This is a genomic window from Candidatus Babeliales bacterium (assembly GCA_016929235.1).
Taxonomy (GTDB): domain Bacteria; phylum Babelota; class Babeliae; order Babelales; family JABCYS01; genus JAFGJD01.
This window is the reverse complement of record JAFGJD010000004.1, coordinates 132,107-153,032: the sequence shown is the minus strand read 5'-3', so window position 1 is coordinate 153,032 and position 20,926 is coordinate 132,107. Positions and strand designations below refer to the sequence as shown.

At 42.4% G+C, this 20,926-nt stretch carries 17 protein-coding genes; 14 read left to right on the top strand and 3 right to left on the bottom strand.

Translation table 11 applies throughout. The features are described from left to right. Positions 1 to 21 precede the first annotated feature (21 nt). Positions 22 to 1,227, bottom strand: coding sequence for a M23 family metallopeptidase (locus JW872_01220; GenBank protein MBN1549261.1), 1,206 nt, complete (start codon positions 1,225 to 1,227; stop codon positions 22 to 24). Between the two features lie 148 nt (positions 1,228 to 1,375). Between JW872_01220 and JW872_01215 the strand changes: the two genes are divergently transcribed. From JW872_01215 to JW872_01205, 3 genes are read left to right on the top strand one after another with little or no spacing between them, the layout of a single operon-like run. Then, positions 1,376 to 2,758: a hypothetical protein gene (locus JW872_01215; protein MBN1549260.1), complete on the top strand. Its 1,383-nt coding sequence runs from the start codon at positions 1,376 to 1,378 to the stop codon at positions 2,756 to 2,758. Positions 2,759 to 2,766: 8 nt separating this feature from the next. Further along, positions 2,767 to 4,332, top strand: coding sequence for a hypothetical protein (locus tag JW872_01210; GenBank protein ID MBN1549259.1), 1,566 nt, complete (start codon positions 2,767 to 2,769; stop codon positions 4,330 to 4,332). Then, entirely contained in the window at positions 4,329 to 8,360 is a 4,032-nt protein-coding gene (locus tag JW872_01205; protein ID MBN1549258.1) for a hypothetical protein, read from the top strand. Before JW872_01210 ends, JW872_01205 begins: the two co-directional genes overlap by 4 nt. Before the next feature lie 64 nt (positions 8,361 to 8,424). On the opposite strand, the gene JW872_01200 is transcribed toward JW872_01205, so the two are convergent. Then, positions 8,425 to 8,775 carry a hypothetical protein gene (locus tag JW872_01200; GenBank protein ID MBN1549257.1) on the bottom strand — a complete coding sequence of 117 codons (351 nt, stop codon included), beginning with the start codon at positions 8,773 to 8,775 and terminating at the stop codon, positions 8,425 to 8,427. A gap of 122 nt (positions 8,776 to 8,897) precedes the next feature. On the opposite strand from JW872_01200, the gene JW872_01195 reads away from it, so the two are divergent. After that, positions 8,898 to 10,148, top strand: a complete 1,251-nt coding sequence (locus JW872_01195) for a GIY-YIG nuclease family protein (protein MBN1549256.1) — start codon at positions 8,898 to 8,900, stop codon at positions 10,146 to 10,148. Here JW872_01195 and JW872_01190 read toward each other — a convergent pair. Then, positions 10,145 to 10,621, bottom strand: a complete 477-nt coding sequence (locus tag JW872_01190; GenBank protein MBN1549255.1) for a hypothetical protein — start codon at positions 10,619 to 10,621, stop codon at positions 10,145 to 10,147. The genes JW872_01195 and JW872_01190 overlap by 4 nt on opposite strands. Before the next feature lie 83 nt (positions 10,622 to 10,704). Between JW872_01190 and tpiA the strand changes: the two genes are divergently transcribed. From tpiA to JW872_01140, 10 genes are all read left to right on the top strand, one after another. Next, positions 10,705 to 11,454: a triose-phosphate isomerase gene (tpiA, locus tag JW872_01185; protein ID MBN1549254.1), complete on the top strand. Its 750-nt coding sequence runs from the start codon at positions 10,705 to 10,707 to the stop codon at positions 11,452 to 11,454. Between the two features lie 24 nt (positions 11,455 to 11,478). Next, complete coding sequence (gene secG / locus JW872_01180) at positions 11,479 to 11,799, top strand: preprotein translocase subunit SecG (protein ID MBN1549253.1); 321 nt, start codon at positions 11,479 to 11,481, stop codon at positions 11,797 to 11,799. A 28-nt stretch (positions 11,800 to 11,827) separates the two neighbouring features. Next, positions 11,828 to 12,607 (top strand): ABC transporter permease, encoded by a 780-nt coding sequence (locus JW872_01175; protein ID MBN1549252.1) that lies wholly within the window; start codon positions 11,828 to 11,830, stop codon positions 12,605 to 12,607. A 9-nt stretch (positions 12,608 to 12,616) separates the two neighbouring features. Then, positions 12,617 to 13,384 carry an ATP-binding cassette domain-containing protein gene (locus tag JW872_01170; GenBank protein ID MBN1549251.1) on the top strand — a complete coding sequence of 256 codons (768 nt, stop codon included), beginning with the start codon at positions 12,617 to 12,619 and terminating at the stop codon, positions 13,382 to 13,384. Positions 13,385 to 13,470: 86 nt separating this feature from the next. Beyond that, a complete protein-coding gene (locus JW872_01165) occupies positions 13,471 to 14,139 on the top strand; it encodes a pentapeptide repeat-containing protein (protein ID MBN1549250.1) in 669 nt (222 codons plus the stop codon). A 127-nt stretch (positions 14,140 to 14,266) separates the two neighbouring features. Next, positions 14,267 to 15,253 carry a MoxR family ATPase gene (locus JW872_01160; GenBank protein MBN1549249.1) on the top strand — a complete coding sequence of 329 codons (987 nt, stop codon included), beginning with the start codon at positions 14,267 to 14,269 and terminating at the stop codon, positions 15,251 to 15,253. Positions 15,254 to 15,450: 197 nt separating this feature from the next. Next, positions 15,451 to 16,593 carry a hypothetical protein gene (locus JW872_01155; protein MBN1549248.1) on the top strand — a complete coding sequence of 381 codons (1,143 nt, stop codon included), beginning with the start codon at positions 15,451 to 15,453 and terminating at the stop codon, positions 16,591 to 16,593. Positions 16,594 to 16,607: 14 nt separating this feature from the next. Beyond that, complete coding sequence (locus JW872_01150) at positions 16,608 to 18,920, top strand: hypothetical protein (protein MBN1549247.1); 2,313 nt, start codon at positions 16,608 to 16,610, stop codon at positions 18,918 to 18,920. Next, complete coding sequence (gene pilM / locus JW872_01145; GenBank protein MBN1549246.1) at positions 18,917 to 20,371, top strand: pilus assembly protein PilM; 1,455 nt, start codon at positions 18,917 to 18,919, stop codon at positions 20,369 to 20,371. Before JW872_01150 ends, pilM begins: the two co-directional genes overlap by 4 nt. Next, on the top strand, positions 20,368 to 20,925 hold the full coding sequence (locus tag JW872_01140) for a hypothetical protein (protein MBN1549245.1): 558 nt from the start codon (positions 20,368 to 20,370) through the stop codon (positions 20,923 to 20,925). Before pilM ends, JW872_01140 begins: the two co-directional genes overlap by 4 nt. Position 20,926 lies beyond the last annotated feature (1 nt).

Sequence of the window (20,926 nt, the reverse complement as noted above, 5' to 3'; positions counted from 1 at the left end):
GATCTAAACCGTGTGAAATTTTTAGAAATTTTGCTTCGTCCACTGCATCGGATCAACCGGAATACCGTTAATAACGAGTTCCCAATGGAGATGATCACCCGTCGCAAAACCTGTCTTTCCCATAATACCTAGTGGGTTACCTTTCTTCACGTGGTCACCCACATTAAGAGTCGCAAATTTGTCTAAATGACAATATAAGGACATTACACCACATCCATGATCGACCACAACGGTATTACCTGATTGAACGAAACGATCTTTGGCAATAACAATACCATCTTGCGATGCCCAAACCACCGTTTTAGGTTGGCCAATGATGTCGACAGCCTTATGCATGTACCGACCCTTTTCAACTGTAGTGCGAATCGAGCCAAAATCTGCTGTCTGTGTTGTCATCTCAAGCGGTGTAATAAACGCACCTCGCCACAGTTTTTCTTGTGGTGACTGCGAGCAGCATTGTGCAATCAGTTCACGAAGTTCTTTATCATCCTTACCTAACTTTTCCTCCTGCTGAACCTTGCCTGAGTCAACGCGAACGGTATGCTTTTTAAATGGAAACATGAGCACTTGAAATTTGTTTTCCAGCGTCTGCGAGTTACCAACATGATCCTCAATCTCAAGGGCAAGTAAGTATTCATTAGGCTGCTCTTCACAATCAATAGGAATGAAGGCCTCGTAGATTGAAGAGCCCTGTGATTCGGGATAACACTTGAACTCTTGAGCAAGGAGCTTCACGCGAGCATCTTTAATAGGCTTGTTGACTTGAAATTGAAGATGAAGCGTTCTTCCCTGAAATACCTTTAGGTCCGATTCGGGACGAACAAACGCTGCCTGGAGAGGTTGATTATCAACACTAAAGGAATAATCATGAACGCTCCGATTGTGACGGTACGTTCCGTTTACTGCTTCAACCCGCAATCTATGAACTCCATTATTGAGTGCATGTGTATTAATGGTAAATGGGTGCTCAAATGCTTTTTTATTAATACGAAACTTAGTTACCAATGGAACATCATCTAACCATATAGAAAGATTAGCAACATTATAGCTGTCTGAACCCTTAACAATACATTGTAGATTGCCGGCGCAATATTTTTCTGCATCTATTCCATCGAGGATCACCGCAGGCGTGGTATCATCAAAAAAATAATGATACGTACGATATCCAACCCATCCTGTAAGAAGTAATCCACCCATCATGAAAACTAATCTGAATCTATTAACCATGAATACTCCACATCTATGATGTCTCCTGATATGTTGAGGCAACTATAATATTTTTTGAAGGAGAGGTAAATTTACACAGCTATTGATTCTTAAAAAGATCATTGGCTACCCTATGTGTGATTTTTCTTCCGCATAAGGAGAGATATACATGAAGCGATGGATTTTCGTGCTTGCCTACTGTGCATTGCACGGTGCCCTAATACAAGCACTCGATGACGGTCCATCGATGGACGACATTGATACAAATGACATTACTCCAACTGATCAACAAGAAGAGCAGGCGGGCAGCACAACGCGAGCATTCACTGATGCTCAACTACTGAATGCACTTGCACGTCCCGATGGAACCTTAGAAAAGAAAAATGACGATAACCGATACAATACTCCATTTGCCGCCCAGTTTGGTATGATGGCCATTGGGGGTGGATTTTGCATTTCAGATATTCCAAACCTGTTTCAAAATAATTACCCGTCCGCATCACAATTTTTCCCAAATAACGGCTCGCTTGCATCATCATTCTCATCACTGCAAACAAGTGTTGCTCAAGATCCAATTTTTTATGTGTATCTAAAGCAGATGTATACAACTGTTTTGCGCCAACTATACAGTCATCTAAAAAAAATACTTGCAACTTTTATCCTCACCAAAATTGATACTCTTGATACATTCGTTACCTATGAACAACAATACGCATTCAACGAAAAATTTCTTATTGTTGAGCACTTAATTAACATTGTTGATGCACAGTCATATAAATTTTCTCAAGCGCTCTTTTCAGCTCTTCCAAAATCGATCGCGGCTTTTACAGGCAAAACCATCCTTCACAATGACACAAATGTGAACCTGACACTTCTTACAATCGACGATGCTACTATGGAAACGGGCCTTAACTTAGATGCTCCAACACGAGAAGCAGTTAAAAATAAACAGGCGGCTTATAAACAAATCTTTGGCACTTACTTCAACCTCTTTAGAACCTACACCAATCTCATTTTACAAAAACCGACAGCGCAAGCATATCTTGGAGAAAATGAACTAGTACGCGATATGACATCCATGAGAACATTAGTCAAATCGTATCAAGAACAAAATAAACCAATTGTACCTCAATTTTTCTTTCCATCACAAGGAACTATCCGTGCCGTACGAGTCATTCCTCTGCTTATTGAAAATATTCCTACAACATCTCAACTCATAGACTGGCCCGTACAATACGTCACCGCTGCTGTTCAAGGAACACATGCACGGAATGCAGCAACAAATGCCGAACTGCCATTTAGGGTTGCCTTCTTTAAGGACAGTCAAGGAAATGAAATAAGTAGTCAAGGAGGAGCACAAGCTTTATTTGTTAACATGCCTTCTGGAAATGCAATCTTCGAACAAGAGTTATTAAGACAGCCTACATGGCTCAACTCTCCTGACGACATTATTAAGGTAACCCGTGGATGTCTTGGAGATTTCACCGCACTGATCGGCCTCAATATTCTCAAGCCGGAAACTGAAGGCATTATCTTACGTATGAGTAGTTAGGAACATAGATGAAGAAAAAAGTACTAGCTGCATCCCTCACCGTAGTCCTTGGAACATCGTTTTTTGTTTATCACTATACCATTCCAGAAACGCCTATCGCACCACGCAATGAGATCGTGATTGTACAGGGTATAGGAGCAATTCTGGTTGAAGCCGCGGGGAAAATTGCTGCATTTGTAGGAGAACTTGCTATCAGAAGAACCGTACTAAAGGCGGCATACGCTGCCGCGCGAGAAGCCGCAAAGGAAGTCGCGGAGAAAGTAGCAGCAAAACAACTTGCCAGATCCGCAGCAATTGCCGAGATGCGAACATCGGTAGAAGCTGCACTTGAACATATGGGAACAAGCTGGGTTGAAAAAGCTCTCCAAAGAACAATAATTCGAGATGTAGCTACTCAAGCAATGCCAACCCTTATGAGCAAGATTCTTCATAATCCCATTAGCATCATCATAGCGTATCTCCCTGTTGGAATGGCTCTTGGCATGCTAACACAATGGGAAGATCAAAAAGACGCGGATGAGTTTGCTGTCATAGATGAAAAACGTAAAACCCTCGAAGAAAACTTCGACACGTTCATAGATGATGCACAGGTTGAACAAGAAACGATATTTGCTCAACTTGCAGGTAATTTTGCAGCAGCACAAGAACAGCTTGAAGCACAATACGAAGCTAGCGGTTCTACAGTAGAACGACAACTTATGACATTAGATAAGTCTCTCAATATCGCTCTACCAAAACAAATGATGTTGATCGATCAAATCAATTTGGATAAAGCGTTTGCACACTCACCAATGTTTACTCCAAGCGGTCGTTATAGCTGGTATAACGTATCACGTTGTGGAGACTGGCAATTTAATGAATCAACAAATTCATTTATACAAACACAACTACAAACGTTCTTTGATCAAAGTGATCCTAAGAGCCCAGAATACGCGCAAAATAATTCGATCTTTTCAGAATATGTCACAGCATCTAACGGCTATGAGATTGAAATTGCATGCACCCCGCATCGCGTCTCATATCCATTCTGCCTCGGCATAATGTTCAATAAAGCTCGTTGGTTATCAGGAAGCCCAGAGCGTATGCGTCAATACAGACTACTCGGATTATATGGAACCAACATAAACAATGTTCCAGCAGCATCGGTTCATTTTGCGCAAACAATTATTCGTAACACTGCAGACGGGTTATCTATAACCACACCAATCAAACAATTAGTCGAACCTGAGTCACAAGCTTTCCAGGTCCTCACTGAAGAACAATTACAAAAATTAAACGAAGGAACTCTACGACTTATCTTCAAAATACGAACTGCAGCAAACCAAGTATCGTTTAAAGTGTGGGAACAGGGAGCCACAGAACAAGAAACCCAAGCAAATGAACCGCTTGAATATACAACCATCAACAACCTAGAACAGTTTGGATTTTTGTATGGAGGTATAGGATTTATGGCGCCCGGTTGTGTAGCAGAATTCACAGTAAAAAAACCAGAAGAGCTTCGCTATACGCAAAATCAACTTGATACCTTTAAGACGCTGGTAACAACGAAGCTACAGCAAAGGAGCTCGTCATGAAAAAACTATCCCTTATAATACCGCTTGCCAGCACGCTTTTGTTATTTTCACAAGAAAACCAAGATCTTTCTTTATCTGACGCAACTCTCAATAATGCTCTGAATACAGCATTTGCTGGATATACTCAACTTTCAGATTCGCTCAACGCGGATAAACTCGACCAGTTTTTTGGATCAGGAGGAGTTAATCTTGCCGCGACCGATCCCATCACAGTAATGTATGTAAAATCGTTTTATGCTTTTTTAGAAACACTGGCTAAATATGAAAAAGGGTCTGAGTCACAAAAACAGGAAATTTTAACCACTTTGCGTGCACTTAAAATCGCTACAATTGGTAAAAACAACTCGGCCGCTACAGAACAAACAACTTGGAATGAGGCTATCTCTACTGCGCAACAACAACTCAATACTACGCTTGCGCAATTAACCATCACCGCCGATGAGGTAAAAGCATCAGCTATATGGCAAACATATATCAAATACACGCTTGCTCAGCTATTTAATCAAATGGAATCAATTGCCTCTAATGCAAACTCGTTTCAGCTTGGCACCTATAAATATCTCCCCGACCTTGATGTTGCCATACATCAAACAGACTGCCGCAATACATGGTATACGATCGACTTTATGCGACATTATCTCGTCCTGCTTCGATCAGTAACACAACGCCTTGCAGCAAGCTGCGCTGATGATGCCTGGTCAACAACCGCAAATAATTTTGCGGCTCTCTCAAATCAGATCAAAGTTTATATAGCAACACCATTCTACCAAGCAGCTTCCCAACCAGAACAATTTGTGACAACGTCGGATGATTCAATAAATGCGGACCACGCAACTCTTGGTGCTCTGACGGCTATCGAAGCCCATTATATTACAGCCATTCATATGGCAGCAGCATTACAAAAAAAATTAAATCCACTCTTTAATCGCGATAAATTCTCGCAAACCATGACCGCACTTGCAGCTAGTAGCCCCACACCATCCATCTTGCCCTACACTCTCGATGACTATGTGTACCTTAGCGAGCTTAATGACACCCGCCGATCCATTGCTGCGTATGATACTGAAACGCTACAGCCTATTACCTTCCAAGATGATGAAAATGAGGACATTATCCTTTCATCAGTATCTACATCACGAAACGAAACAGTTGTTCCACAAAACTATTTAAGTGATGTCTGGGATGGCATAGTAGAGGGAGGAAAGGAAGCAGTTGACGCGCTTTCCGATGTCCCAGGAGATATTGCAAATTGGGCTACTGACACTTGGGAGGGCGTTAGCAAGGGAACAGTTGGATTTTTCACCGGCAATCAAGCACTTATGGATGAGGCATCCAAAGCGTTTGGCAAAGCAAATGATAGCATTGTTGCCATTATTAATGATCTTGGGGAAGCTGAGCGAGGAGCGCTACACTCCGTTGGTGCAGGCTTAAGCTTTGTTTTAGGCTTTGGAGATCCAACTCTACAGGCAGAATTTGAATCTCTTTTCAATAGTGCAGCTGATATAGTCGTAGACGCCATTGAGGGTGTAACGGGTGGCGTCATGAAACTTCACGGCACGGTTTTTAGGCTTGGCTTTGACACTATACGCATCGTTAATAACCTACTAGTTGGAGGAATTGAAGTCATAATTGGCGAACAAAGCCTCGGCGAATGGGGAAATAATTTTAAAAATATTGTCGAAGACATGGGTGTCGCAATTCTCAGCAGTCTCACGTTCATAGGAGATAAGTTATTAGATATTCTTCAGGATGCAATCAAGTTTATCGCCTACCTTACAAATTATATCTTAGATGTCATTCTAGACGTCGTAAGGGGCTTGGAGACTTTGTATCACACTGTAGTAGAGGGACAAAATATTGTAGATGCGTGGCAGCGATCTAAATCTGCCGCCTGGGCAGCAGACCACAGGCGCCTACTTTTCAATATTGTTCTTGGCATAGAATTCGCAGTGATTACGATCGCACTTGGAGGAGGCCCACTGATCCTTGGTATCGGCCTTACACTTGATGCAGCCTTTGGCGTTTTTGGCGCAATCGGTGGAGGACAACAAGATGAAGCCGCATTAGAGCGCAAACAAGAACAGCATGCATTTGTCGCCAATTATGAAACGTTCATCAACAATACTGAGAGCACCATGATTCATTTGCAACAGGTGATGGCAGATGAACTTGATAAAAAATATGGCGCACAAATCAGTAACATGGAACGATCTCTTGGCTTCTATCAAGGATTTCTTGGAAACCGCTATGAAAGCACGAAGGGCCAGCTCGCACAGAATCTTCGTGCTTATAACATTGCGTTATTAACGGCTGATCAAAATACCGGCGCAATCCCAGCCGATGTCGGTTCACTTTATGGATTTAGAACAAGAGTCAATGATTTGAATCCAGGGCAAGGATTCACGGTCTATAATGACGGCAGGAAGTCATATAGCCAAGAAATTGCAGTATCTCCTTCAACGGTAGAACCGGCCGATGACACTGCATCAAGCTCACCTGAATCCAAATACTGGTTCCTTCAGAAGGTCGTAACGTCTGTATCTAGTCTTGCAGAGGTGGAGGTTCGTTGGCAAGCACAGTATGTGCTCAGCACGTATCACATTGGTTTATATCTGGGTGGAGAACCATTTGAAACAGTTGAAGAACTAAATGCATCATCTGACACAATCATCAACCATGCACATTTGGCTAAAATGTTTGTATATAAAAAAACACTGGCCGAATCCCCATCAACCATAGGATTGTATGAACATGACACCACGCTAGAAACTTTCAACGACAACTGGTATCAAGGAACTCTATCAGGCCCTGCATTTGAAGTCGGTGCATGGTATCGCATGAAGGCACAACTTAGCGGTTCAACACTTCAAGTCAAAATATGGAAAGAAGGAGAAACAGAACCAGGATTTTCATCCATAGCCGTAACCCCTACCAATGAAACAACCTTAGGATTTATTGCCTCAGGAGCATCCGTAGAATTTGACTTCTTATCGCCTGAAATAACCGCACAAACAATACCAAAGCTTCGCGGTCAGGATCGTGAACAAAATGAAATTGATCGTGAACTAGACAGGCGTGCTGCGCGTGCACAAAGTAAATCGCCACAATTTGGCTCATTCGTACTGACCGCGGTAAGTGATACTGATCTCATGTTAAGCCAATTCATGTACACAACACCAAGTACACAACTCAACGACGCACAGGGTGCAGCCACACAAGATTATGTGGTATTTGCTAATCGACGACGCGCTGGCGAGATCAACGATATTGGGTGCCTGCCAACTGATGGCAACTGTGTTGTCAGTTTAGTAACCGGTAAGGTTTATGATTCCGGAGGAACAGTGACAGATACGGTAAGTACCGTGCTCAACTCATACGAACAACGATATGGCCATATTGACGATACCACACGCTCAAGCATTGTAACCTTACAACAAGCATATACTGCAACTGTACAAGGTCCGTTTGATTTTGGATCCTACCGACTTCAGGCAAGCAGCCTAGTTGATCTTGGTAATAATGTATTTATCTATACTGCCATCAAACCAGATACCACAGCTGATGCAGATTATGTTGTGATGGCACACCTAGATGCAAGCAATATGCCTGCCGAGTTTGGTATGCCATATACATCTGATATCAATGGGATCATTAGCCTGGTTAGCGGAAGCGCTTATACAGCCGCACAAGAAGAACCGGTCCAAACAGGCTTCACACGAATCTATTCTCTGCATTATCAATCCATTGTATCTACTAATCTCAAAACAAAAATCGAAGCTTCACAAGCAGCATATCAAGCACAACCAGCGCAAGAACAAACAACTGATGCATTGCCAACTGTTGTACCAACCAACTCCCAAAATGTATCAGAACCGCCCACATCCGATACGGGCTCTGGCGAAGGTAACGTTGGTGAAACGGGAGCACCTGAACAAAGTCTCAATGAACAACAGGCAAACGCCTCAGGAACCGAACCCGTCAGTTCTGGTATTGTCCTAGAGTGGGCTGACGATAATGATGGATTTTAAATAACAAAGGGCGGATGTTTTCCGCCCTTTTCACCTAAGCGTTGTGGTATACCTGCGCTTATGTTTAAGCCGTATAATATAAGAGCTTTTTCGCCACGTCCTCTAATTCCTCATCCATCTCTGGTATGTGGACCGCTCCCAAGATGTACTTGGTGAGATATTTTACCAGGCAACTGGAGCCAAACAACACCATAAGATATCTCACAGCAAAAAGCTTTTGCAGGGCATTTCCCCACCAATCACCAAAATGATCATAGGTCATGAGGTATACCAAGGCACCAATAAACAAGCTATTACGTTCAATAAAAAGCAAGAGCCGTTCATGTAGAGCTGGTAGTTCCTGAGAAACCTGCTGGTCGGCAAGGGTAATAAGAGCTACGATCATAGTCATACAAGAAAACAGAAACCGCCGCATAGAAGCATCCCTATCTGAAAGTAATAATTAGTTCGAAAGTATAAGTCCAAATGTAGCGAAACGTCAAAGCAAACGCTCCATTGGCGCTTGCTGAGAGGCTTTGGTCAGTTTATCATGAGAACATGAAGCATCTGCATATAAAAACCTTACCCTTATCTCCTGGCGTGTATCTGTTTAAGGATGATCAAGGCCGAATTGTCTACATTGGCAAGGCAACCTCACTCCGTACTCGCGTAAAATCCTATCTTCAAGAACCAAAGGATGATCTCAAGCTAAAGGCTCTTCAGGCGGTTGTACATGATGTATCGGTCATCACAACTCCTACAGAAACAGAAGCTGCCCTACTTGAGGCGCAGCTCATTCAAGAGCATCAGCCCAAGTTCAATACCCTCCTCAAAGATGGACAGCCCTTTGTATATCTTCTTTTTACAGAAGAAACATTGCCAACTCTGAAGATTGTACGCACCAAGAAAACTAAGGGACGGTACTTTGGACCATTCCTGTATAAATCAGATGCACGTAGTGTGTACGAATATCTTGCCACAACTTTTCGTCTAAAGTTATGTACAAGCAAAATCCCGCAGGGGTGTCTCGACTACCACCTCGATATCTGTGCTGGTTCATGTCGAGATGACTTTGATAAAGATGCCTACCTCACAAGACTCGAGCTTGCACGCGAAGCATTACAAGGTAATACGGAACAATTCACACAGACATTGCGAAACAAAATTAAGGTCCATAATGATGCCTTAGCGTTTGAGAAGGCACAGAAACTCAACACCTATCTTCAAGACAGCGTAACCATTTTTGCAACACTAGAAACTAAGTATCATGAACAAACTTATCGCCATGAAACGATCCGGGCAACTGCACCAACGTCAAACATCGTTGAAAACGAAACAACAGTAGAACACCTACAAGCGTTACTCGATCTTCCTCAGCCACCTCGTATCATCGATTGTTTTGATATTTCACATTTTCAAAGCACATCACTGGTAGGCTCGTGTGTTAGATTCGCCAACGGTATCCCAGACAAAAATAAGTTTCGTCGATTCAAGATTAAGAGCCTAACACAACAGAACGACTATGCGGCACTTCAAGAGATTGTGCAACGTCGTTATAAAAATAATGATCTGCCAGATTTGATTCTAATTGATGGAGGCAAGGGACAACTAAACGCCATCCTAAAACTCAACATTTCACGACCATGTATCAGCTTAGCCAAGCGAGAGGAACGCGTATTTAGTGAAAGGCATCCAGAAGGAAAATTGCTCGACATCCACGAACAAGCGGAAAAGCTACTCATCGCACTGCGCGACTACGCTCACCATTTTGCTATTACGTACCATCGTCTGCATAGAAATGCACACTAATTCACTGCTTCGACAGATACACCCTCTTCTGCATCATTAGGTAAAGGCAAGAATTGTGCCACATGTTTTCCAAATTGTTTATTTTGTTTCATTAGCATTGAAACAAGGGCAAACGGGGCCAATTTTGAACTGAATTTATTACTGAAAATCAGTGTCTCAAAGATATAATCCGCAGTTAATCCAATAAGAATAACAATCGACCATGGAGGTGCCATGATGAAAGCTTTCGCTCCAACAATATACATAACAACTGCGGCAGCAGCGACGTAGGGAGAAAAGCGCCCAAGCACCCTTGCTTTCTGCATCGTCATGCCACGTTGTATCGTAAAATTTTGTGGTAAAGATGTATCTTTGAGTTGAAATGACTCCCCCGCCGGGGCTGTTTGATTAGGTTCAGATATAGTTAACTCAGCAAGCACAGGCCGTGCTATCATCAGGCACAGAAGAAACGCCACCATCCGCTGCATACTCATAAGAAGATTCCTCCTTCTAACGTGCACCATTCTAGGGTATGGTAGAGCATACAAAAACCGCCCTTATTCTCAAAAGGTCCCGTATGAAGCCGACTTTTGCCTTTGTAGCCAACTGGAAAATGTATTTGAGTCCCAACGAAGAATCAGAATTTTTATCGAATTATAGTACCGACTTGATCGCTTTAATACCAGATCAAGCATCACTGGTCATCTGTCCCTCCTACCTTTCATTACCCGAGGCACTTAAAATAACCACTTCGCCCAAGGTCTCAATCGGAGCCCAAGCATGTTCTGCATATGGGTCCGGGGCTCATACAGGTGATATATCAGCCGCGGCCTTGGCTCAGATTGGAATCAGTCACTGTATCGTCGGCCATAGTGAGCGGCGAACACAGCATCACGAGACAAACCAAAATATTGCCGAGCAAGCCCAGCTTCTGCTCAAAGCTGGTATCTGCCCTATCGTGTGTATCGGAGAAACGGAGCAAGAACGCGCTCAAAGCCAGACCAATGCCATCCTTGAAAAACAGTTAGAACCCATCAAACTCGCCTGCAAAGGAGCCCATCTATGGGTGGCCTATGAACCAATCTGGGCAATTGGCACAGGGAAGACCCCAACTAATACCGAATTGGAACAGACCAGTTCGTGGCTCAAAAAACACCTTAGTGACATCTTTTCTGACCCACAATTACTTTATGGAGGAAGCATCAGCCCTAGCGAGGCGGGACGCTTGAGTTCATTGTCTAATATTGATGGGTTTCTCATTGGAAGAGCGAGCGTAGATTTTCAAGCATTGAAAAAAATAGTACGCTCTTGCTATACACCACAATAATGTAGGATTTATGGAGATACCGGTATGTTCTTAGGACTCATCATTACGCTTTTCTTTTTCGCATGTGTGCTACTTGTACTTCTAATTCTTATTCAAAAGGGAAAAGGAAGTATGGGCATCGGTAGCATCGGTGGAACCAACACCATGCTCTTTGGTGGATCAGGAGGACAAGATATTTTTCAAAAAGCAACCTGGATTCTTGGCGCAATCTTTATGGGCGGTTCACTAATTTTGGCCATCGCAAAGACGCAACAAACCAAGGGGCTTAAGTACGTAAGTAAAATACAAACAACACCATCACAACCAGCAAATACAGTAAAACAATCTCGCCAGCGCCATTCGTAAGACGTATGGATGAAAAGGAGATGAGGCGATGATGATCTTAAGGTTAGTAGATAGATTGGGATCTTCTGCCTTAGAAACATGCAACACAGTCGGTACATTCTTTATCTTCTTTCTTGCATCAGCTCGTACTCTTTTTACGTCTAAACTAAAAGTCTCCAAAATGTTCAAGCAAATGGAGCGTATCGGTGTCAACTCATCAACCATTATCTTTCTAACAGGCAGCTTTACCGGTATGGTCCTTGCAATGCAAAGCTATTATGGCTTCAAACGATTCGGCGCAACTGAATTTGTAGGAACGATCGTTGCACTCAGTATGACACGTGAGCTTGGACCAGTACTCACTGGACTCATGGTAACTGGCCGCGCAGGATCTGCTATCACTGCTGAAATCGGCACTATGAGGATCACGGAACAGATTGACGCACTGAGAACACTTGGTATTAACCCTCAGCAATATTTGGTTGTTCCTCGTATCCTCGCCAGCGTTGTGATTCTTCCGTTTTTAAGTTTGATCTCGATGATCTGTGGTGTTGTTGGCGGTTACTTTATATGCACCTATGTTCTTGGGCTGAATCCCGAGGAATATGTCTCCAATATCCGTGAGTATGTGGAACTTTCCGATATTACTGGTGGGCTCATTAAGTCCAGTGTCTTTGGGCTTATTTTATCGTGGGTTGGTACCTTCAAGGGGTACAACACATTTGGTGGAGCACGAGGTGTGGGAAAAGCAACTACGCAAAGTGTGGTGATCGGATCGATTATGATCTTGATAGCAAACTACTTCTTAACAGCTATTTTGTGGGACTAAGGAGTAAGAGTGATAGAGCTGATTAATGTAGAAAAGAGTTTCGGTGATACGAAAGTTACTAAAGGCGTCACTCTTAAAATTCCTGATAATCAAATCACCTGTATTGTTGGTCGTTCAGGTGAGGGGAAGTCTGTTCTCTTGAAGCAGATCATTGGTCTATTGCGACCAACCGCAGGGAAAATCTTAATAGATGGCGAAGATACTGCACAATTCACAGAACAACAACTTGACGCAAATTTTGATAAATTCGGCTACGTTTTTCAATTTGCAGCCCTGCTTGACTCTCTAACGGTTTTTGAAAATGTTGGTATCAAGCTCATAGAGCAAGGAATGCCAAAAAATAAAGTTCGTCCTATTGTTGAAGAAAAACTTGCACTTGTTCATCTTGATTTGGACACCCTTGATAAATATCCCGCTGAGCTTTCCGGTGGTATGAGAAAGCGAGTTGGGTTAGCGCGAACTTTAATTTCACAGCCAAAATATATGCTCTATGATGAACCAACAACAGGTCTTGACCCCATCACTTCCCGTGTTATTCATGAACTCATGGTTGATATCCAGCAAGCAAATAATTCTACGTCTATCGTGATTTCCCATGACGTAGAAATCTTTAAATTTGTTGATAAGGTTGCCCTGCTTCATGATGGCAAAATCCAGTTCTTTGGAGACGCAAAAACCATCTGGGATACCGATAATCCTTATGTTTATCAATTTATTCGCGGACTATCCGAAGGCCCAATCCAAAACGAAATAACACACACCACTACTCGAGTCTAAGAACCTCAACGTATTCTTGATGTCTTCTTCCCACTTATGTCATGATAAAGGTAGATACCATCCAATCATTCATAAAAGGGAGAAATATGATGGATAAAAAATATATCGTGCTGTCGTTGCTTGCTGTGTGCTTCAGTGCTACTAGAGCCCAACAGGCCCAACTTAAACCAATTAATCCTGCAAAACCCGGCAAAGAAAAATTAACCCCTGCCATCCGCAGCAATATTCAAACCTTTCTAGAAACCAAGAATGGCGCCGGTCTTGATATGCGCGGTGCTGACCTACGAAATCAAGACTTGAAAGCCGCAAACCTTAAGGGGGCAATTCTCAAAACATATACCCAAATGTGTCCTGCTGTCGTTGGAACGACCTGCAAAAGTTACCGACAAAAAGCAAACCTCTCCGGTGCAAAGCTGCAAGGGGCAAATATATCCTCAGCAAAACTGTATGAAGCTATTTTTGATGGAGCAAATCTGCAGGGCGCTGATCTAAGAGGAGCCGATCTTACCCTTGCTTCATTCAAAAATACAAACATGGATGGCGCACTTATTGATGAAACAACCACTATGCCTGATGGGAAAAAGTACAGCCAAGAGCAACTTGCTGTAAAATTAGATGACAATGGCCTTAAAGAAATTCTTCCACGAATTCAAGGCTTACCAAACCTTCCATGGCTAAATCCACAACACGATATATGCCAAGACAAAAATGGCTTGGAATGGGTTCGCTGCAAAATGAGTAATCCAATCGGATAAATCTAATAAAATATAAATGCAGAGGCTGCAACATGCAGCCTCTTTTTTTGTACTACGCTCTTTATTGAAAAACAACCTACCCATGATAGACTTTTGCTCTTGAACTGTACGAAAGGAATGAGTCACTATGGATCTTGCGTTTTCTCAGGAGCAGCCCCAAGCAATCAAGAATGCGAGCATTACATTTCAGCAGCTCACCCACGAGATTAGCCGTGTAATCGTTGGACAACACGATACGATTTTATTCACAATGATTGCCCTACTGTGTGATGGCCATCTACTCATCGAAGGCGTTCCAGGCATCGCTAAAACAACTTTAATTAAAACAGTTGCACAGACATTAGGGGTTTCATTTAAGCGTCTACAGTTCACACCTGATCTGCTCCCTGCCGATATCATCGGGACCATGATCTATAATCAGAAAACAAATGATTTTGAAACAAAGCGGGGACCAATTTTCGCTAACCTCATTCTCGCCGATGAAATTAATCGCGCCCCAGCAAAAGCACAGGCTGCTTTACTTGAAGCCATGCAAGAACGTCAAGTGACCATAGGTTCAGACACATATCTCCTAGAATCACCTTTTCTTGTATTTGCAACACAAAATCCTCTTGAACAAGAAGGAACATATCGACTCCCAGAAGCACAAATAGATCGCTTCATGTTTAAACTACATATGACATACCCAAGTCGAGATCAAGAAAAGGAGATATTAGCGCGCGTATTTAATCCTGCATCTATCACCAATATTCTCTCCCATGCGGACATTGCTACTGCACAAAAACTCGTCCGTTCTGTTTATGTTAACCAGCATATTGTCGATTATATTGTTTCACTTGTAGAAGCAACACGAACACCAACAAAATATCAACTGGATAATCTCGCCGAAGCAATACAAGATGGCGCATCACCTCGTGCAACAATTGCACTCTACCATGCAGCGCAAGCGCATGCATTCATACAACAGCGGCATTTTGTTACGCCAGACGATGTAAAGGCAGTGGCAAAACCTGTTATGAGACATAGGATCACACTTTCCTATCATGCAGAAGCTGATAACATCATTACAGATGATCTTATCACTACAATTGTAAAGACAGTGCCAACACCATAGCATGGAAACAATACGTATAGAGCAGAAATAGCGTAAAATCGCCCTAAAACTGGGCATTGTCTTGACAAAAAACGGCCTCAGCAAGTAAAGTTGCAGGTAAGAATTAGACAGTCAATTCGTCAAATATGTGGTAGCCGGTTTTAGGGAATACAATGCTTGTTGTAACATGACGATTCTCTGCCGAGAGGAATGTATCAATGCGCCATCCAGTTTGGATTTTAAATAGTTCATTGCTCATTCTTTTTGTGACGGCAATCACGGTGCTCATAGCAGTTCGTCAACGCACGCCTCGTTGGGTTTCTCTTGAACCCACTTCTTACACCGAGCAAACGAAAGAAGATGTCAAAATAGATATTGAATCAATCTATAACAATGACATCTTTCTGACATACCACAAACAACTTCCTCAACCACAACAACAATCCTTCGTCACACCCCTCCCCGCGCCACCACAGCCATTGCCAATTAGAATTCCACAGCCAGAGCCGTTGCAATTTGTTGAACCACTCCAGCTGACCCTGAAGGGTTGTATCATCACCGGCCAAGATGAAACTAATAGGGCTATTATTGCAAATAACCGTACAAAGGAAGAAAAAAGTTTTAAGATTGGTGACAAAATTGACGATGCAAGTGTGCTGAGAATTTTTAGAAACAGAACCCTCCTTGTTCGAGCAAACGGGCAAGAAGAATTATTATATCTAAGAAAAGAAGATGCAAAACTTGGGCCAGAAATTCACGATGCAGAGCAATGGGATGGCATCATTAAGAAAGTTAAAGATTCTACTTTTATCATTGATCCCCAAGCGTTCAAGGAAATTATACCATCGCTTGCACAGCTCATTGAGATGCTTGATATTACAACAGTCTATAAAAAGGGAAGAAGCGCCGGCATCCGTATAGGTAAAGTTACATCAGGCTCACTAGGTAAGGAACTTGAATTAACACAAGGAGATGTCCTCCTTTCTGTCAATGGTATTCCAATCACTACCAACAAAAATCGCCTAGAGATTTACCAAGCGGTACTTAAAGTCCCCCTTGGCGAAACGATTTCCGTTGTAGGAAATCGAGGCGGTGCGGAGTTTCATAGAAATGTAGTATTAAATTCCCTGGGCAAGCCATATATAGCATATGATAATGAAAATGAACTGCCCCGGGTCGAACCACCTGAGAAAACAGAAGAAGATATTGAAGCTGAGAAGCTCGAACTCTTTAGGCAAAAGCAAACGCTTGCCCCAACACTCGATACTATACGCAAGCGTGAGAAACGTAGTATCTTAAAGCAAATAAAATCACTAGAACAACATGGTGCTGGCAGTCACCCAGCTCGGTTTGATTTATAGGGTCGGGGTAAACTATGCAAGGTCTACGACACATAATCGCAACGACATTCACAATCCTGCTTATATTATGCGGCATGGGAACGTCGTTGCTTTCTGCCCAAAAACCAGAACGACGCATAAAATCTTCACTCACGAAAAAGTCTCGCAAAAAAGCAATAACTCCTGCAGCTCAACCACAAGCAACTCCGCTTACTGCTGAGCAAAAAATTGATAAAACGATTGATGCCATGCTTGAACAGGCTGAGGGCGAAGACGCAACAATAGAATTCAATTTCCAAGACGCTGAATTGAGTAATGTAATCAATTATATGGCTGATCTATTCAATGTTTCATTCATCATGGACGATTCGGTCAACCCAATATCACAGGGAGGTCGCGGCATCTCAGGACATAAAATTTCTTTTAGAACAGAGCGTCCAATGACTAGGCAGAAGGCATGGGACCTGTTCACAGTCTTTCTTGATATGGCAGGTTTTTCATTGGCAGAAACGCCATACCCCGATGTTCATCGGATAGTTGCTGCATCGGCCGACAAGGCAAATAAAGTTGCCCTTCCAACATATATTGGTACTGATCCTCGCAATCTACCAAATAACGATACACGCATTCGATATGTCTACTTCTTACAAAATACCTCTGTCGAAAGTCTTTCCCCTATTCTTGACCAACTCCGCGGCGTTACCTCATCACTAAGCTCATTTATCAATCTAAGAGCACTGGTCATCACTGACAAATCATACAATATCAAGGCTCTCATGAAAGTGGTTCAAGAGCTTGATACAACGCAAATGCCTGAAATGCTCTCAGTAGTGAAACTGCAGTATGCCCATGCTGAAGATATCCAAAAGTTATTCAGTGATCTGGTCAAACCAACAGAAGAAGCGCGAAGTAAACTCGCGCAGTTGTTTGGCGGCAGAAGAAACCAAGAGTCGTTCTTATTCCCGCAATCAACAAGTGTACTTGCAGAACCAAGAACAAATGCTCTCTTATTACTCGGAAATAAGGAATCAATTCAAAAACTAGAAGAATTTATCAAAAAAGTAGATGTCGAAGTTATCGGTTCCCCTTCTCCATTGTATGTATACGATCTTCAACATACTAATGCTACAAGCATGGCAACTATCTTAAACAACGTTACACAATTTGGCATTGGTACCGTTCCTGCGCAGCATGGTAGTGTTCGCGATGGCGACAAATATTTCAATAAGATCTCCTTCACTGCAGAGCCAGAAGGAAACCGCCTCATTATCAAGGGCAACTATGATGACTACATGAAAGCAAAGGAAGTCATTGAACGCCTTGATATTATGCAACCGCAAGTTGCAATCGAGGTCCTCATTGTCGATGTCAACTTATCTAAGAACAAGGTGCTTGGCTCTCAAATGAGAAATAAAACAAGCGACTTGATTAATCCAAATGTTAACTTCCAGAATTCAGGCCTCATCAGAAGTGGCTCAGGAACATCACCTATCATCAATTCAACAACTGGCAGTATCATGGCTAATCTTATTAGTCTTGCTACGGGCAATGAAGCAGGTTCTACACTTCTAACCCTTGGGCAAGAAGGAAATATCTGGGCAATCTTTAAGATGCTTTCAACACAGGTACAAACCAATATAGTATCAAATCCATTTCTTGTTACGGCCAATAAATATCAATCAACTGTCGAGCTTGGAGAAACTCGTCGGGTTGCTGTCGGTCAGGTTATTTCTGGCTCCAATACCGCTAGCAGTGATGATAGCTTAACGGCATCGCTTAAGGTGGTAATCACACCTCAGATAAACTCTGAAGGCATGATTACGATGGATGTATCAATCAGCATTGACGAGTTTACCAATACAACTGACCCAACAGACGCAACGCGTAATATTAAAACCGTTGAGACAAAGGTCATTCTTGCCAATAAAGAAATATTAGCTATAGGCGGCTTGATCAGAAGCAAGATTACCGAAACACAAACCAAGATTCCCATTTTGGGAGATATCCCACTACTTGGCTGGTTATTCAAAAACAAATCTAAGAGCAAAGAGAAACAAAATCTGCTCATTTTTATCACTCCTGAAATTATCCAGCCACTCACTGAAGGTGGTGCCTCCTCGTATACACAAAATAAAGCAAAATATACGAGCAATACCATGCATGACATACGAGATAGATCAGAAGAACGTGATCCTATTCATAGATGGTTCTTCAAGAGCAGTGATGATAAAACAGAAGAATTTGATGATTTTATGAGCCGCCGCTTTCAAGAACGACGCGTTGATATTGCACAGCCTGATTACTACATCAAAAAGACTGACAAAGAGCCAGGAGAGCAGCCATCATGATACGCAATGTACTGTTACCCGAAAAAGTGAATGATTACTACGTCTTTCCCCAGCGCGCCGTTGGTCTCGAAATACGGGTTAACGAAGTCATTGCATGTAAAAGTTATATGTATGGGACAACCAAAACGCTCGAAGCACTCTTTCGAGAAACAGTACCCAATGAAATACCGGAAGCACTAACAACTGCACTCGCAAACATTAAGGCCAAACTAGGGAAATATGATATATTAAGGACAGCATTCCCTAGTTCACTAGTAACATTTCGCTCACTGACATTGCCTTTTATTTCCCGGGATAAAATTGAGTTGGTACTTCCATATGAGGTAGAAAAACTTCTTCCTTTTTCTACGCAGGATGCACTACTTGATTTTATCATCACTGAAAAGGGAACGAATCATTCAACAATCTTAGTCGCCGCTACACAAAAGCAACACGTTGCTGAACACATAGCACAGCTTGAGGCTGGAGGCTTAACTCCTACCAGTATCATTGTCGACCTTTTTGCAGCTTATGAAATATGGAAACAATGTAATGCCCCAGCACAAACTACCGCTGCATTAATCATTCTCGGCATGAATCATATCAACATTGGGTATATCAAGAATGGACAACTCGTTGACTGTCGTACTATCAAAACGCAATCAGAATTCACTACAGAAACTATTAGTAGCATAGGCCAAACGTTAACTAGCTTTGGTAGGATTGGCCCAGAGGTCACAGAACTCTTTATTTGTTCAGGAAATAACCTAATCAATGTTCAGAAAGACCTGCATTCAAAACTAAATATGCCCGTTACCATCTTAGAGGGGACTTCGTTTATTAATAAAGAAGGGATCCTGGGCAACATAGAAATAACAAATGACGCACTAATAAGTTGCGTACTCAGCCTCCCTAATGATGCCTCTGAATATTGCTCCTTGATGAGCCAGGAATTTGAGAAGCCAAGCATGAACCTATTTGCACAACAACTATTTACAGCACTAGGGCTTTTTATCACTACCATTATTATGCTGTTTACAATTAGCCAGATGCAACTCACTAAAGTAGAAATGTCTATTAAACAATCTGAACAGAAACTCAAAAATACCATCCAAAGTAATCTCAACGTTTCTGGTGAACGAAACGTTGAGCGCCTTGTCGAAGAAGCACAAAGTTATGTTGAAACACAGAATCGAATTTGGTTTGCCTTTTCACGTTCAACCCGCTCTTCATTCCTAACATATCTCGAGAAACTTTGCGGGGCGATCGATACAGAGAGTACAGAGCTAAAACTAAAAAATCTCACGATAACCCATGACCTCATCACACTCAAGGGAGAAGTCAAAGACATTCCTGCCCTCGTGATATTCGAGGAAGAACTGAATAAGGCACAGCTCGGCACCGTATCTCGGCCACAGGAACCTGCATTCAATATTACCATTACCCTTAGCAAAGATGTGGAGTCAATATGAAATTTCTCACTCCTATTAAACAGTTTGTTGATTCTCTTGATGCGCGAGAATTCAAGCTCTATCTCATCAGCTCGCTCTCAATCGCCGTAGGTATCACCGGTGGCATTATGTATCGGCACTATAACTCCATGACGAGTATGAAACGCAAAATTCGCCGCATTAATAATAATCGAGAAATAACTCAAAAACTTCTTGGACAGTACGAGCACGTCAAACAACAGAAAGAAGCTGTCGCGCTGCTTCTTGCCAAAGATCCGACATTTAAAATTGTTGGCTACCTTAATGATACCCTCGCCTCTCTCCAACTTGCTCAGTACAAAGCAAGTATGACGCCAACCGAAGAGCCCCTTGAGAATATGCCCGGCTATTCAGAGGTCCGAGTTGCGATTCACTTAACAGGAATTGATATGAAACAACTGACCGAGTGTCTTCACAAGTTAGAACAAAGTGAACGCGTGTACACAAAGGACATCGCTATTACAAAACAAGAAAACACAAATAAGCTCGACGTGCAACTTACCGTTGGAACCCTAGAAACGAAAGCCGTGGAGTAAT